General features: G+C 69.5%; 15 protein-coding genes. 14 read left to right on the forward strand and 1 reads right to left on the reverse strand.

The window, feature by feature from the left end:
* Window positions 1-44: 44 nt before the first annotated feature.
* The 3 genes from ACPT94_RS37000 to prcA are packed head-to-tail and all read left to right on the forward strand — an operon-like array spanning window position 45 to window position 2,250.
* The gene (locus ACPT94_RS37000) at window positions 45-656 is read left to right on the forward strand and encodes an endonuclease VII domain-containing protein (protein WP_425247850.1); all 612 of its coding nucleotides are present in this window, start codon (window positions 45-47) and stop codon (window positions 654-656) included.
* A complete protein-coding gene (gene prcB, locus ACPT94_RS37005) occupies window positions 608-1,453 on the forward strand; it encodes a proteasome subunit beta (RefSeq protein ID WP_360346454.1) in 846 nt (281 codons plus the stop codon). The genes ACPT94_RS37000 and prcB overlap by 49 nt, the downstream gene beginning before the upstream one ends.
* A gap of 59 nt (window positions 1,454-1,512) precedes the next feature.
* A complete protein-coding gene (prcA, locus tag ACPT94_RS37010; RefSeq protein WP_360346452.1) occupies window positions 1,513-2,250 on the forward strand; it encodes a proteasome subunit alpha in 738 nt (245 codons plus the stop codon).
* A 58-nt stretch (window positions 2,251-2,308) separates the two neighbouring features.
* Here prcA and ACPT94_RS37015 read toward each other — a convergent pair whose 3' ends face one another.
* Entirely contained in the window at window positions 2,309-3,325 is a 1,017-nt protein-coding gene (locus ACPT94_RS37015; RefSeq protein WP_425247851.1) for a LacI family DNA-binding transcriptional regulator, read from the reverse strand.
* A 135-nt stretch (window positions 3,326-3,460) separates the two neighbouring features.
* Here ACPT94_RS37015 and ACPT94_RS37020 point away from each other — a divergent pair, with 135 nt between their 5' ends.
* The 11 genes from ACPT94_RS37020 to ACPT94_RS37070 all read left to right on the forward strand — a co-directional run bounded on the left by ACPT94_RS37020 (window position 3,461) and on the right by ACPT94_RS37070 (window position 13,042).
* Complete coding sequence (locus ACPT94_RS37020; RefSeq protein WP_425247852.1) at window positions 3,461-4,720, forward strand: MFS transporter; 1,260 nt, start codon at window positions 3,461-3,463, stop codon at window positions 4,718-4,720.
* Window positions 4,721-4,729: 9 nt separating this feature from the next.
* Entirely contained in the window at window positions 4,730-6,091 is a 1,362-nt protein-coding gene (gene pafA / locus ACPT94_RS37025) for a Pup--protein ligase (protein WP_360346446.1), read from the forward strand.
* Between the two features lie 110 nt (window positions 6,092-6,201).
* Window positions 6,202-7,146, forward strand: coding sequence for an FKBP-type peptidyl-prolyl cis-trans isomerase (locus tag ACPT94_RS37030; RefSeq protein ID WP_360346444.1), 945 nt, complete (start codon window positions 6,202-6,204; stop codon window positions 7,144-7,146).
* A gap of 62 nt (window positions 7,147-7,208) precedes the next feature.
* Complete coding sequence (locus tag ACPT94_RS37035; RefSeq protein WP_184824563.1) at window positions 7,209-7,580, forward strand: FKBP-type peptidyl-prolyl cis-trans isomerase; 372 nt, start codon at window positions 7,209-7,211, stop codon at window positions 7,578-7,580.
* Window positions 7,581-7,735: 155 nt separating this feature from the next.
* The gene (locus ACPT94_RS37040) at window positions 7,736-8,689 is read left to right on the forward strand and encodes a helix-turn-helix transcriptional regulator (RefSeq protein WP_360346442.1); all 954 of its coding nucleotides are present in this window, start codon (window positions 7,736-7,738) and stop codon (window positions 8,687-8,689) included.
* An 18-nt stretch (window positions 8,690-8,707) separates the two neighbouring features.
* Entirely contained in the window at window positions 8,708-9,898 is a 1,191-nt protein-coding gene (locus ACPT94_RS37045; protein ID WP_425247853.1) for a helix-turn-helix transcriptional regulator, read from the forward strand.
* The gene (locus ACPT94_RS37050) at window positions 9,895-10,185 is read left to right on the forward strand and encodes a hypothetical protein (protein ID WP_360346438.1); all 291 of its coding nucleotides are present in this window, start codon (window positions 9,895-9,897) and stop codon (window positions 10,183-10,185) included. Before ACPT94_RS37045 ends, ACPT94_RS37050 begins: the two co-directional genes overlap by 4 nt.
* Window positions 10,186-10,369: 184 nt before the next feature.
* Window positions 10,370-10,564 carry a hypothetical protein gene (locus ACPT94_RS37055; protein WP_425247854.1) on the forward strand — a complete coding sequence of 65 codons (195 nt, stop codon included), beginning with the start codon at window positions 10,370-10,372 and terminating at the stop codon, window positions 10,562-10,564.
* A 261-nt stretch (window positions 10,565-10,825) separates the two neighbouring features.
* A complete protein-coding gene (gene tatA, locus ACPT94_RS37060) occupies window positions 10,826-11,113 on the forward strand; it encodes a Sec-independent protein translocase subunit TatA (RefSeq protein WP_189936815.1) in 288 nt (95 codons plus the stop codon).
* 47 nt (window positions 11,114-11,160) lie between these two features.
* Window positions 11,161-12,120, forward strand: coding sequence for a twin-arginine translocase subunit TatC (tatC, locus tag ACPT94_RS37065; protein WP_360346433.1), 960 nt, complete (start codon window positions 11,161-11,163; stop codon window positions 12,118-12,120).
* Between the two features lie 31 nt (window positions 12,121-12,151).
* A complete protein-coding gene (locus ACPT94_RS37070; RefSeq protein WP_425247855.1) occupies window positions 12,152-13,042 on the forward strand; it encodes a diacylglycerol kinase in 891 nt (296 codons plus the stop codon).
* Window positions 13,043-13,053: the final 11 nt, after the last annotated feature.

The raw sequence follows: 13,053 nt of genomic DNA on the forward strand, positions 1-13,053 counted from the left end.
AGGTCGCTTGAGCCTTTCGCCTTCGAAGCTAAGGTTACGGGGGGATGAGGGTGGCTGGCGAGCGGAACGCCAAACAATGCACTGGCTGCAAGAGGGAGCTGTCGCCCGGTGCCTTCGCGCGGGACAAGAATCGGCGTGATGGCCTACAGGTGCGTTGCCGGGAGTGCGTGGCGGAGTACAGCGCCTCGCACTACCGGCGCCGCCGGGAGGCCATCGGCAAGCAGGTGCGCGAGAAAGTACCGGTTCCGCCGGGACACAAGCTCTGCCGTACCTGCGGAGAGATCAAGCCTCACAGCGAGTGGCATCGCAATGCCTCCGCGTCGGACGGCCTGTCGACGCGCTGCAAGGCGTGCCGGGCGGTTCAGGGCCGGAAAGGCCACCTGAAGCGCCAGTACGGCATCACCGAAGTCGAACGCGATGAGTTCATCGCTTCCCAGGGCGGCGTCTGCTGCATATGTTTGTCGGCCCCCGCCGCACATGTGGATCACTGCCACAAGACGGGTAGGGTCCGTGGCGTACTGTGCTTCAGCTGCAATGCCGCACTGGGGCAGTTCAAGGATCGGCCCGATGCCATAAGGCGGGCTGCTGCTTACGTGGAAGGAATCGCGTGGAAGCCAACACTCGTAGCACCGGGCGTCTACCAGCTGCCTTCCTGACGCCTGGGTCCTCGTCCTTCATGGACTTTCTCTCCGAGCACCAGCCGGAGCTGCTGCCCGGCAACCGGCAGCTGCCGCCCACCCAGGGCGTGATCGAGGCGCCGCACGGCACCACGATCGTGGCTGTGACGTTCCCCGGCGGCGTGGTGCTCGCCGGTGACCGTCGCGCCACCATGGGCAATGTCATCGCGCAGCGGGACATCGAGAAGGTGTTCCCGGCGGACGAGTACTCGGCCGTCGGTATCGCCGGCACGGCTGGTCTGGCCGTGGAGATGGTGAAGCTGTTCCAGTTGGAGCTGGAGCACTTCGAGAAGGTCGAGGGTGCTCAGCTCTCGCTCGAGGGCAAGGCGAACCGGCTGTCCACGATGATCCGCTCGAACCTGGGGATGGCCATGCAGGGCCTGGCGGTGGTTCCGCTGTTCGCCGGGTACGACGTGGACCGGGAGAAGGGTCGGATCTTCTCCTACGACGTCACGGGCGGTCGCTCGGAGGAGCAGAACTTCGCCGCCACCGGTTCCGGTTCGATCTTCGCGCGGGGTGCGATGAAGAAGTTGTTCCGGGGCGACCTGACCGAGGACCAGGCCACGACGCTCGTGGTGCAGGCCCTCTATGACGCGGCAGACGACGACTCGGCGACCGGTGGTCCTGATGTCGCCCGCCGGATCTACCCCATCGTCACCGTGATCACCGAGGACGGTTTCCGTCGGCTCAGTGAGGACGAGTCGTCGGAGATCGCCCGTGCGGTGCTGGAGCGCCGTCTGGAGCAGCCGGACGGTCCGCGGGCCGCGCTGCTGTAGTCGGCGGGCTGTCTTGGCAGGGTGATCGAGTGACTTCCACAGAAAGGGACGGATAGCCGGTGTCGACGCCGTTCTATGTATCGCCTCAGCAGGCGATGGCCGACCGTGCGGAGTACGCGCGTAAGGGTATCGCTCGTGGTCGCAGCCTGGTGGTGCTGCAGTATGCCGACGGTATTGTCTTCGTCGGTGAGAATCCGTCTCGTGCGCTGCACAAGTTCAGTGAGATCTATGACCGGATCGGTTTCGCGGCGGCCGGTAAGTACAACGAGTACGAGAATCTGCGGATCGGTGGTGTGCGTTACGCGGATCTGCGTGGTTACACCTATGACCGGGACGATGTGACCGCTCGTGGTCTTGCCAACGTCTACGCTCAGACGCTCGGGACGATCTTCTCGTCGGCGGGGGAGAAGCCGTACGAGGTGGAGCTGGTGGTGGCGGAGGTCGGGGAGACGCCGGACGGTGATCAGATCTATCGGCTGCCGCATGACGGGTCGATCGTGGACGAGCACGGTTCGGTCGCGGTGGGTGGTAATGCCGAGCAGATCAGTAGCTATCTGGATCAGCGTCATCAGGACGGCATGAGTCTCGCGGAGGCTCTCAAGCTGGCTGTGCAGGCGTTGTCCCGGGACACGAACGGCACGCAGCGGGAGATTCCGGCCGAGCGTCTGGAGGTGGCGGTGCTGGATCGTACGCGGCCGCAGTCGCGGAAGTTCAAGCGGATCGTGGGGCGGCAGCTGGCGCGGCTGCTGGAGTCGGGTGGTGCGTCCACGGAGGCGGAGAGCTCCGAGGAGGAGTAGCCCTGGTGCGTGCGCGTGTGCCCCTGGCCGGTGGTGACGGCTGGGGGCACGGGTGTGTTCAGGAGTCGCCAGGTGCCGCTGTGGAGCCCCGGACGACGAGTTCGACGGGGATGTTCCCGTCGTCGGGTGTTCGGCCGTCCAGGACGGCCAGGAGGGCTTGCATGCCGCGTTCTCCGAACAGTTCGGCGTCGAGTCGTACGGTGGTGAGTTCGGGGTCGAGGGCGGCGGCGAGGGCGATGTCGTCGACGCCGGTGACGGAGATGTCGTCGGGGATGCGCAGGCCGAGGCGTCGTGCGGCTTTGTAGACGCCGGCGGCCAGTTTGTCGTCGTCGCAGACGATGGCTGTGGGGTGTGGTCCGGGGGTGTTCAGGGCGGTCTCGGTGGCTGTGAGGGCGCCTTCGATGGACATGGGGGTGTGGGCTGTCCGTAGGGATGTTCCCGGTGTCGTGGCGATGCGTGCGGCGAGTTCGCGGGCGCGTACTTCGAAGGTCCAGGAGGGTACGTCGGCGGCGAGGTGGAGGAAGTGCCGGTGTCCGAGGTGGAGCAGGTGGTCGGCGATCTGGCGGGCGCCGTCGGCGATGTCGAGGTTGACGGTGGCTGCGCCGAGGCTGCCTTGGGGGTCGCTGTCGAGCATGACGAGGGGTAGTTGGTCGCCGTGGATGGCGGTGAGGGCGTCGGCGGCCATGGAGGAGGCGATGACGCCGTCGAGGGCGGCTTGGGCGGAGGCGAAGGGGTTGCGGGCGGGGCCGACGCCTTCGGGGGAGGGGTAGAGGACGACGCCGAAGCCGTGGTCGGCGGCGGCGCGGGCGGCGCCTGTGTAGACGCCGGCGAAGAATTCGGTGGTGAGTGCGGGGACGACGAGCAGGACTGTGCGGGTGTGGCCGAGACGGAGGTTGCGGGCGGCGAGGTTAGGGCGGTAGCCGAGTTCGCGTGCGGCTTGGCGTACGCGTTCGGCTGTGGTTTCGGAGACGCGGCCGCGCCATTTGTCGCCGAGGACGAGGGAGACCGCGGCCTGGGAGACGCCTGCGGCGTGGGCGACGTCACGGCTGGTGGGGCGCGTGTTACCTCGTGCCACCGTGGGCCTGCTCTTTCGTCTGAGGTGTGGGCTCTGGACTGGTGAACAGCGCACATGGTACGTATGACAAGAGACGTTATACGTACAACCCAGGGGTGGGGCGCCGCCTTCGGGTGAGGCGACGGAGGCGGGACATTGGCCGCGGGGTACCTGGAGATCCTCAGGGCGAGGCACGCGGCCCGGTTGCTGGCCGGCACGCTCGTGGGCCGGCTGCCCAACGCGACGGCCGCCATCGCAATCGTGCTGTTCGTGCGCGCTGAGGGCGGCGGCTATGGACTGGCGGGTGCCCTGGCGGCCGTGTACGGCGTTGCCAACGCCGTCGGTCAGCCCGTGCTCGGACGCCTCGTCGACCTGCAGGGCCAGCCCCGTGTCCAGTTGCCCGCCGCGCTCGCCTCGGCCTCGGCGATGGCCGTCTTCGCCTTCGCGGGTACCGATCCGCTGCCGCTCGCGTATGCCGCCGTGGTGGCGGCCGGGTTGTTCACCCCGCCGCTGGAGGGTGGTCTGCGGGCGCTGTGGTCGTCGGTGCTGCGGCGTGAGGACCAGGTGCACACGGCGTACGCGATGGACGCGGTGGCGCAGGAGGTGATGTTCACCGTCGGTCCGCTGCTGGTGACCTTGTGCGTGTCGCTGTGGTCGGCGCAGGTCGCGCTGCTGGTCCTGAACGTCGTCGGGGTTCTCGGGGCGCTGTCGGTGGTCGCGTCGCCGCCTTCGCGGGCGTGGCGTTCGGCGCCGCGTGAGGCGCACTGGCTCGGTGCGCTGCGCTCGCCGGGGTTGCTGGCGCTGCTTGCCGCCTTCCTGTTCGTCGGTGTCGCGCTGGGTTCCATCACGGTGGCGTCCGTGCCGTACGCGGACGACCACGGCGGGGACATGGTGTACGGCTGGCTGATGGCCGCGCTGGGGCTGGGCGCGCTGCTGGGCGGGGTCGTGTACGGGGCCCGGCAGTGGCCGGGTGTGCCCGAGCGACGGCTGCGTGTTCTGGTGGCGTTTCTGGCGGTGTGTTATCTGCCGTTGATGCTGATGCCGGGTGCGGTGGCGATGGTGGCGCTGACGGTGCTCGCCGGGGTGTTCCTCGCGCCCGCCATCGCCTGTGCGTTCGTCATCGTGGACCGGCACGCGCCGCGGGGTACGGTCACGGAGGCGTTCTCCTGGCTGGTGACGACGTTCACGGTGGGTCACTCGCTCGGGACCGGTGTGGCGGGGCCGGTCGTGGAGGCGGGCGGCGCCTTGTGGGGTTTCGCGGTGCCGGGTGCGGCGGGTGCCGTGTCGTTGCTGGTTTTGCTGGCCACGGGGCGGGCACTTGCAGCTCCCGCTGCGGGTGCGGTGGTTGCGGCTTCATCGGAAAATGATCCGAACCGTGCTGCCGAACCTCGTTTCAGTTCAGGGGATCGGGCGTAATGTTCACTCATGGACCGCCGCATTTTCGGGCTGGAGAACGAGTACGGCGTCACGTGCACGTTCAGGGGACAGCGCCGCCTGTCGCCTGACGAGGTGGCGCGGTACCTCTTCCGCCGTGTCGTGTCATGGGGCCGAAGCAGCAATGTCTTTCTGCGGAACGGCGCCCGCCTCTATCTCGACGTGGGATCGCATCCGGAATACGCGACACCCGAATGTGACAACGTGACCGAACTGGTCACCCACGACAAGGCCGGCGAGCGCATTCTCGAAGGACTCCTGGTGGACGCGGAACGACGCCTGCACGAGGAGGGAATCGCGGGCGACGTCTACCTCTTCAAGAACAACACCGACTCGGCGGGCAACTCCTACGGTTGCCACGAGAACTACCTGGTGGCCCGGCACGGGGAGTTCTCCCGGCTCGCGGACATCCTCATCCCGTTCCTGGTGACCCGGCAGCTGCTGTGCGGCGCGGGCAAGGTGCTGCAGACGCCCCGGGGGGCGGTCTACTGCGTCAGCCAGCGGGCGGAGCACATCTGGGAGGGCGTCTCCTCGGCGACGACGCGTTCCCGGCCGATCATCAACACGCGCGACGAGCCGCACGCGGACGCGGAGCGTTACCGCCGGCTGCATGTCATCGTGGGCGACTCGAACATGTCCGAGACGACGATGCTGCTCAAGGTCGGGGCCACCGATCTGGTGCTGCGCATGATCGAGGCGGGGACGGTGATGCGTGACCTGACGCTGGAGAACCCGATCCGGGCGATCCGCGAGGTCAGCCATGACATCACCGGCCGGCGCAAGGTGCGCCTGGCCAGTGGCCGCGAGGCCTCCGCGCTGGAGGTGCAGCGCGAGTACTTCGAGAAGGCGGTGGACTTCTGCGAGCGCAGGGGGATCCGCACCGGCACCGTCGAGCAGGTCCTGGAGCTGTGGGGCCGCACGCTGGACGCGATCGAGTCCGAGGACCTCGACCGGATCGGCACCGAGATCGACTGGGTGATGAAGTACAAGCTCATCGAGCGGTACCGGGCCAAGCACAACATGACGATGTCGCATCCGCGTGTGGCGCAGATAGACCTCGCCTACCACGACATCCACCGGCGTCGTGGTCTGTACTACCTGCTGGAGAAGAAGGGCCAAGCGGCGCGGATCTGCAACGACTTGAAGATCTTCGAGGGCAAGTCGGTTCCGCCGCAGACCACTAGGGCGAGGCTGCGGGGCGACTTCATCCGGCGGGCGCAGGAACAGCGTCGGGACTTCACGGTCGACTGGGTGCATCTGAAGCTCAATGACCAGGCGCAGCGCACGGTGTTGTGCAAGGACCCGTTCCGTTCGGTGGACGACAGGGTGGAGAAGCTGATCGCCGGAATGTGACCCGGGGGATTGAGGAATCGGGCCACGGGCCCCGTACGTTCTCGTACGGGGCCCGTCGCACACCCTAGAGTGGCGGGCGACCACAGTGCCGTCTGAGATCTGAGGAACACGTGCGCCGAATTGCCGGCCTTCTCGTCGTGCCGCTGCTGCTGCTCTCCGCGGCGGCCTGCGGCAGTGACGACGACAAGGGCTCCGACTCCAGCTCCACCCAGAACGGAGTGCCCGCGATCACCAAGGGTGCCGAGTTCGGGCAGAAGCCGACCCTGGCCAAGGGGGAGGGCGATCCGCCGAAGGAGCTGAAGGTCGAGGTCATCAAGGAGGGAAGCGGCGCGAAGCTCAAGAAGGGCGATGCCGCCGAGGTGAACTACCTCGGCCAGGAGTACGACGAGTCCAAGCCGTTCGACAACAGTTTCGACCGTGGTCAGCCGTTCTCGCTGACCCTGGGTGCGGGCGGTGTCATCCAGGGCTGGGAGAAGGGCCTGGAGGGGCAGAAGGTCGGCAGCCGGGTCGAGCTGGTCATCCCGCCGGACCTGGGCTACGGCGCGCAGGGCCAGGGCGACATCAAGGCCAACGCGACGCTGGTGTTCGTCGTGGACATCGTGAAGGGCACGTCCATCCCCGTCTCGGCGAAGGGCGCCAAGGTCGCCCAGGACGACGCCGACCTGCCGAAGGTCGGTACGAACACGGACGGCAAGGCTCCCGAGGTGACCATGCCGAAGGACAGTGCCCCGCCGAAGAAGCTGGTCTCCAACTACGTCCTGGAGAGCGACGGCGCCGTCGTCAAGGGGACCGACAGTGTGGTCGTGAAGTATGTCGCGCTGCTCTGGGAGGGCGGCAAGAAGTTCGACAGCACGTACGAGGCGGGGAAGACGGCGACGTTTCCGCTGGACCAGTTGACGATCAAGGGCCTCAAGGACGGTCTGGCGGGCAAGAAGGTCGGCAGCCGGGTGCTGCTCGTCCTGCCGCCCGACCAGGCCTTCGGCGACCAGGAGCAGCAGGGCATCCCGAAGAACTCCACCCTGGTCTTCGCCGTCGACATCCTGGCTGTGATGTAAGACTGGGCAGGTTGCCCATCAGTCATCGCGCATGACGTACGCACCACAGAGGAGTCACTGCAGTGAGCATCGACAAGCCCGAGATCGACTTCCCCGGCGGCGAGCCCCCGGCGGACCTCGAGATCAAGGACATCTGGGAGGGCGACGGCGAGGTGGCGCAGGCGGGCCAGACCGTCACCGTGCACTACGTCGGTGTCGCCTTCAGCACGGGTGAGGAGTTCGACGCCAGCTGGAACCGCGGCACTCCGTTCCGCTTCCCGCTGGGCGCCGGCCGTGTCATCAAGGGCTGGGACCAGGGCGTGCAGGGCATGAAGGTCGGCGGCCGTCGCCAGCTGACCATTCCGGCCCACCTCGCCTACGGCAACCAGAGCCCGACTCCGGCGATCAAGCCCGGCGAGACGCTGATCTTCGTGGTGGACCTGCTCGGGGTCTGATCGTCGTACGACAGGTCCGGGCTGATCGTGCCGCGACCGGTCCGGACCGCCTGGGGTCCATGCCTGTGCGGGCATGGGCCCTCGGCTTTTGCCGGGGCGCCGCGGAGCGGTACGGTCATCCGGCAGAAGCACCATAGGGAAGGCGAAGGGCGTCGATGGCCATTGCCAAGGCCGAGCGGCTCATGAACCTGGCGCTGTGTCTGCTCGGGACGCGGCGGCCGCTGAGCAAGCGCGAGCTGCGTGAGTCCGTCGAGGCCTACCTCGAGGCCGGGTCGGACGACTCCTTCAACCGGATGTTCGAGCGGGACAAGGACGACCTGCGGGAGCTGGGGCTCGTCATCGAGACCGTCGAGAGCCTCGACGGCGAGATCGGTTATCACGCCCGCCGTGACAGCAACCGTCTTCCGCCCATCACTCTGGACGCCGAGGAGGCGGCCGCGCTGGGGCTGGCGGCGAAGGTGTGGCAGCAGGCCCGGCTCGCGGGTGCGGCCAGCGGCGCTCTGCAGAAGCTGCGCGCGGCCGGGCTGCCGGAGGACGTCGACCCGTACGAGGCCCACGGCGCCCTGGAGCCCCGTATCCCCGTGCACGAGGCCGCGTTCGAGCCGCTGATGCTGGCCTGCCGGGACCGTCGCCCGGTCGTCTTCGACTACCGCAAGGCCACCGCCGCCCACCCGGAGCCCCGGCATGTCGAGCCGTGGGCGCTGGAGTGCTGGCGCGGCCACTGGTATCTGGCGGGCTGGGACCGCGACCGGGGTGCCGAGCGCGTGTTCCGGCTGTCGCGGATCACCGGCAAGGTGCGCTCGCGCGGCGGCCGCTTCACCGCGCCGGTTCCCGATGTCGTCACGGTCCGCGAGACCGTCGCGAGCTGGGCGGGGGAGACCGCCGACCGCAGCGCGCTGATCCGGCTGCGCACGGGCGCCGGGTACCCCTTGCGGGCGAAGGCGACGGCGGTGCGGGAACTCGGCGACGGCTGGGACGAGTTGGAGATTCCGTACGGGCACGGACTGGACGCCTGGCTGGTGGAGTTCGGGCCGGACGTGGTGGTCCTGGAGCCCGCAGAGCTGCGGGCCGATGTGGTGGACCGGCTGCGTGCGGTGGCCAAGGGCTGAGGGGGAGCGAGCAAGACTGTGGCAGGCAAACCGGTCAGGCCGGCGAACGCGATCGACCAGACCCGGCGGATGCTCTCCCTGGTGACGTATCTCCGGGAGCGGCCCGGGGCGCGCATCGAGGACGTGGCGCGCGCCTTCGGGGTCACCGAGGACGAGCTGGTCTCCGACCTCGACGTGCTGCCGATGTGCGGCACCAGCTTCCGGGGCGGCGATCTGCTCGACATCGACACCGACGGCGAGCGCATCTGGTGGCACAACCCGGCCGCTCTCGGCGCGGATGCGGCCGAGCCGCTGCGGCTGGCGGCCGACGAGGCGACGGCCCTGCTGGTGGCCGCGCGGGCCGTGGCGACCCTGCCCGGCCTGCGGGAGGGCGACCGGCAGGCGCTGCTGCGGGCCACCGCCAAGGTGGAGGCCGCGGCCGGTGAGGTGGCCGGGGCCAGCTCGCGCCTGTCGGTGACGTTCGAGTCCGAGGGCGGTGTCTTCGCCGACGTCGACCGGGCGATCTCCGAGCGGCGCCGCCTGTGGATCCGCTACTACTCGCCGGCCCGTGACGAGGTCACCGAGCGCGAGATCGATCCCATCCGCCTGGTCAGCGTCGGGCACACGTATGTGGAGGCCTGGTGCCGCCGCTCGGAGGCGCGCCGCACCTTCCGTCTCGACCGGGTCGCCGAGATCCGCATCCTCGACGAGCCCTCCGCGCCGCCCGAGATCGAACTGCGGGACCTGTCGGAGGGGCTGGTGCAGCCCGCCGCCGAGGACCCGGAGGTCGTCGTCGAGGTCGGTCCCGGCGGCCGCTGGGTCGCCGAGTACTACCCGCATGACAGCGCCGATGAACTTCCCGACGGCGGTCTGCGTATCACTCTGCGCACACCGGATCCGGCGTCCCTGCGCCGTCTGGCCCTGCGTCTGGGCCGTGACGGCCGCATCGTGTCACCCCCGGACCTCGCCGACAGCGCCCGCCGTGCGGCACGCGAGGCGCTGGCCGCGTACGACGGGGTCGAGGCGGAGGAGGCACGGGAGGCCACCGCACCGCGCGCTGAGGGGGAGACCTCGGACGGTGGGTACGACGGGCAGGTCGCCGGGCCGGCCGGTGGCCGAGACGCGGGGCAGGCCGGCACACCGGTCGCCGGGGCGGGCGGCGGGCTCGGTGACGGGTCGTTCGGTATGCGGTTCGGCAGGCGGTTCGACGGGCGGGAGCAGGGGCTTTGAGCGAGTCGGCGGGGTCTGGAGGGCGGGGCGTCTCGGTGGCCTCCGCGTTCGCGGGGATGCGGAGTGCGGCTCCGGTGGTGTTCAAGGCCGGGTGCCCGGACTGCCGGGGCCGGTTCGAGCTCGCCGCCAGTGCGCTGCGCCTGGTGCTCGGGGCGTCGAGCCGCACCACGTTCTACTCCTTCACCTGCCCCGACTGCGGCGCCGCCGTGCGCAAGCCGGCCGGGGAGCGAATCGTCGAGCTGCTCACCGGCAGCGGGGTGAGGACCCTGCGGCTGCACACGCCGTAGGACGGTCCTGGCCCTGCCCGGCGGATCCGGCCGAAGGAAAACGGCGGCACCTCACGGGGGCCCTCCCGTCCGGGCGAAGCCGAGCGCGGGCGAAGCCGAGCGAAGGGGAAGCCGAGCGCGGGCGAAGCCGTGCAGAGCCCCCGCCCGCGGCACGGGCCGCCGGACAGGCCTTAGGCTCGTCGTCATGTTCTGGCCGATGTTCGCGGTAGCCGTGGGTTTTCTGGGTCTCGCCGTTCTCGCGGTGTTCGCTGTGCGGGTCTTCCTGGAGGCGCAGCGTCTGGGACGGCAGGTCGCGGACTCCGCGCGCCGTATCAACAGGGCGGCCGAGGAACTGGAGCGGGCCGCCGTGAGCGCGGCCCGGGCTGTGGACACTCTGTGAGTCCCGCCGTGGTGGACCTGTGAGTCCTGCGCTCAACGCGTTTTGGGCCACTTCGCCCTCCCGCCCAGGTGGGTCGGACAGGTACGCTGCTGGTCCGCGGTCCGGAGAACGAGGCCCGGAACGCGGACCGGGAGTACGCACGGGGATTGCCTCACGTTTACCCCTGAGCGTTACGATCGCTGCCAACACGATCGTTCGGACACATGTCCGACCGGTCGGACAGCACCCCACCCAGCCGCCTCGGTGAGAAGGTAAAGACTTATGTTCGGAAGGCTCGGCGCCCCCGAGATCATTCTCATCCTCGTCGTCATCATCCTGCTGTTCGGCGCGAAGAAGCTTCCGGACATGGCCCGCTCGCTCGGCAAGTCCGCGCGCATCCTCAAGAGCGAGGCCAAGGCGATGAAGGAAGAGGGCAGCAACTCGGCCACCCCGGCCGGCCCGCCGAACAACGGCGAGCAGCCTCCCGCTCAGCGCACCATCCAGGCCGCGCCCGGCGACGTGACCAGCTCCCGCCCGGTCAGTGAGCCGACGGACACGACCAAGCGCTGACGCAGGGCCGGTGACCTCCGGCCCGCCGCACGAGATGGGAACGTGGGTTGCTCAAGCCTGCCCGCAACAAGGAGAAGGACCCCGAGGGGCGGATGCCCCTCGCGGAACACCTCCGTGAGCTTCGCAACCGGCTCGCGAAGGCGTTGCTCGCCATCGTCCTCGTGACGGTCGTCGCCGCCTTCTTCTACAACGACATCATCAACTTCCTGACCAGACCGATCCTCGACTCGGTCGGCTGCGGGAAGACGTTCGAGCAGATCGCGAACGAGCTGAAGACGGCCGACGACACCAACCAGTGCGCTCGGATCACGATCAACGGTCTCCTCGCCCCCTTCACACTGGCCCTGCAGGTCTCCCTGATGGCCGGCATCGTGTTCGCCTCCCCGGTCTGGCTCTACCAGCTCTGGGCCTTCGTCGCGCCGGGCCTGCACCAGCACGAGCGGAAGTACGCCTACGCCTTCGTCGGCACCGGTGTGCCGCTCTTCCTCGGCGGCGGCTACTTCGCCTACAAGGTGCTGCCGACCACCGCCAAGGTGCTGATCGAGTTCACCCCGTCCGGGGTCAACAACTTCCTGCCGCTGGACGATCTGCTGCAGCTCGTCACCCGCATGGTCGTGGTCTTCGGTCTCTCCTTCGAGCTGCCGCTCCTGCTGATCATGCTCAACCTGACCGGCGTCATCACCGGTCGGCGCATGATGGGCTGGTGGCGCGGCATGATCATCGGCATCACGGTGTTCGCCGCCGTCGCCACGCCCAGCACCGACCCCGTCTCGATGCTGGCGCTCGCCGGGCCCATCTGGATCCTGTACTTCGGCGCGGTCGCCTTCTCCCTGCTGAACGACCGTCGCAAGCGCCTTCGCGACGCCCTGGGCCCCGCCGACGACGAGGCCTCCGAGCTGGACCTCACCCCCGAGGACATCGGCGAGGTCGAGGCGGTGACCGCGAGCCGCGCGCTGCCCGAGCAGGCGAGCACGGAGCGGGTCAACGGTTATGACGACGTGACCTGAAGATCGCCCCGGGGCTCGTAGGGTCACCTGCGTGACCAGCGAGATCACTCTTTTCGTCAACCCCACCGCGGGCCGCGGCCGGGGCGCCCACGCGGCGCTGCCGGCCGCTTCGGCGTTGCGGGCGGCCGGCTGGTCGGTGCGCACCGTCGCCGGCGGTGACGCCGAGGACGCCCTCGCACGCGCGCGTGCCGCCGTCGCGGAGGGCACCGGCGCCCTGGTCGCCGTCGGCGGCGACGGACTGGTCCACCTCGCGCTCCAGGCCGTGGCCGGCACCGACACCCCGCTCGGCCTGGTCGCCGTCGGCACCGGCAACGACTTCGCCCGCGCCCTCGGCCTGCCCCTGCGTGATCCCGCCGCCGCCGGCCGTCTGGTCGCCGACGCCCTCGCGGCGGGCCGGATCCGCGACATCGACCTCGGCCAGGCCGGCGGCCGCTGGTTCGGCACCGTCCTCGCCTCCGGTTTCGACTCCCGCGTCAACGACCGCGGCAACCGCATGCAATGGCCCGCCGGACGCGCCAGGTACGACCTGGCGATGCTCGCCGAACTGGCCGCCTTCCGGCCCCTCCCGTACCGGATCAGGCTCGACGACGGGGCCGTCCGGGAGGTCGAGGCCACCCTCGTCGCCGTCGGCAACGGGCCCTCGTACGGCGGCGGCATGCGGATCTGTCCCGGCGCCGACCTCGGCGACGGGCTGTTCGACGTGACGGTGGCCGGGGACTTCGGGCGGGCGGCGCTGCTGCGGGTGTTCCCGCGGGTGTACCGGGGGACGCACGTGGAGCATCCCCAGGTCACCGTGTACCGGGCGGCCGAAGTGGAGATCGCGGCGCCGGGCAGCACCGGGTACGCGGACGGGGAACCGCTCGGTCCGCTTCCGCTGACCGCGCGCTGTGTGCGCGGGGCGGTACGGATCGTAGGCCCCTGACGGCTCTGAAC

The sequence above is a fragment of the Streptomyces aurantiaciflavus genome, from assembly GCF_049808595.1.
Lineage (GTDB): Bacteria > Actinomycetota > Actinomycetes > Streptomycetales > Streptomycetaceae > Streptomyces.

Coding starts and splice junctions, on each gene's coding strand:
- ACPT94_RS37055 (WP_425247854.1), top strand. CDS start 10,370: ATGTTCTGGCCGATGTTCGCGGTAGCCGTGGGTTTTCTGGGTCTCGCC.
- pafA (WP_360346446.1), top strand. CDS start 4,730: ATGGACCGCCGCATTTTCGGGCTGGAGAACGAGTACGGCGTCACGTGC.
- tatA (WP_189936815.1), top strand. CDS start 10,826: ATGTTCGGAAGGCTCGGCGCCCCCGAGATCATTCTCATCCTCGTCGTC.
- ACPT94_RS37000 (WP_425247850.1), top strand. CDS start 45: ATGAGGGTGGCTGGCGAGCGGAACGCCAAACAATGCACTGGCTGCAAG.
- ACPT94_RS37040 (WP_360346442.1), top strand. CDS start 7,736: ATGGCCATTGCCAAGGCCGAGCGGCTCATGAACCTGGCGCTGTGTCTG.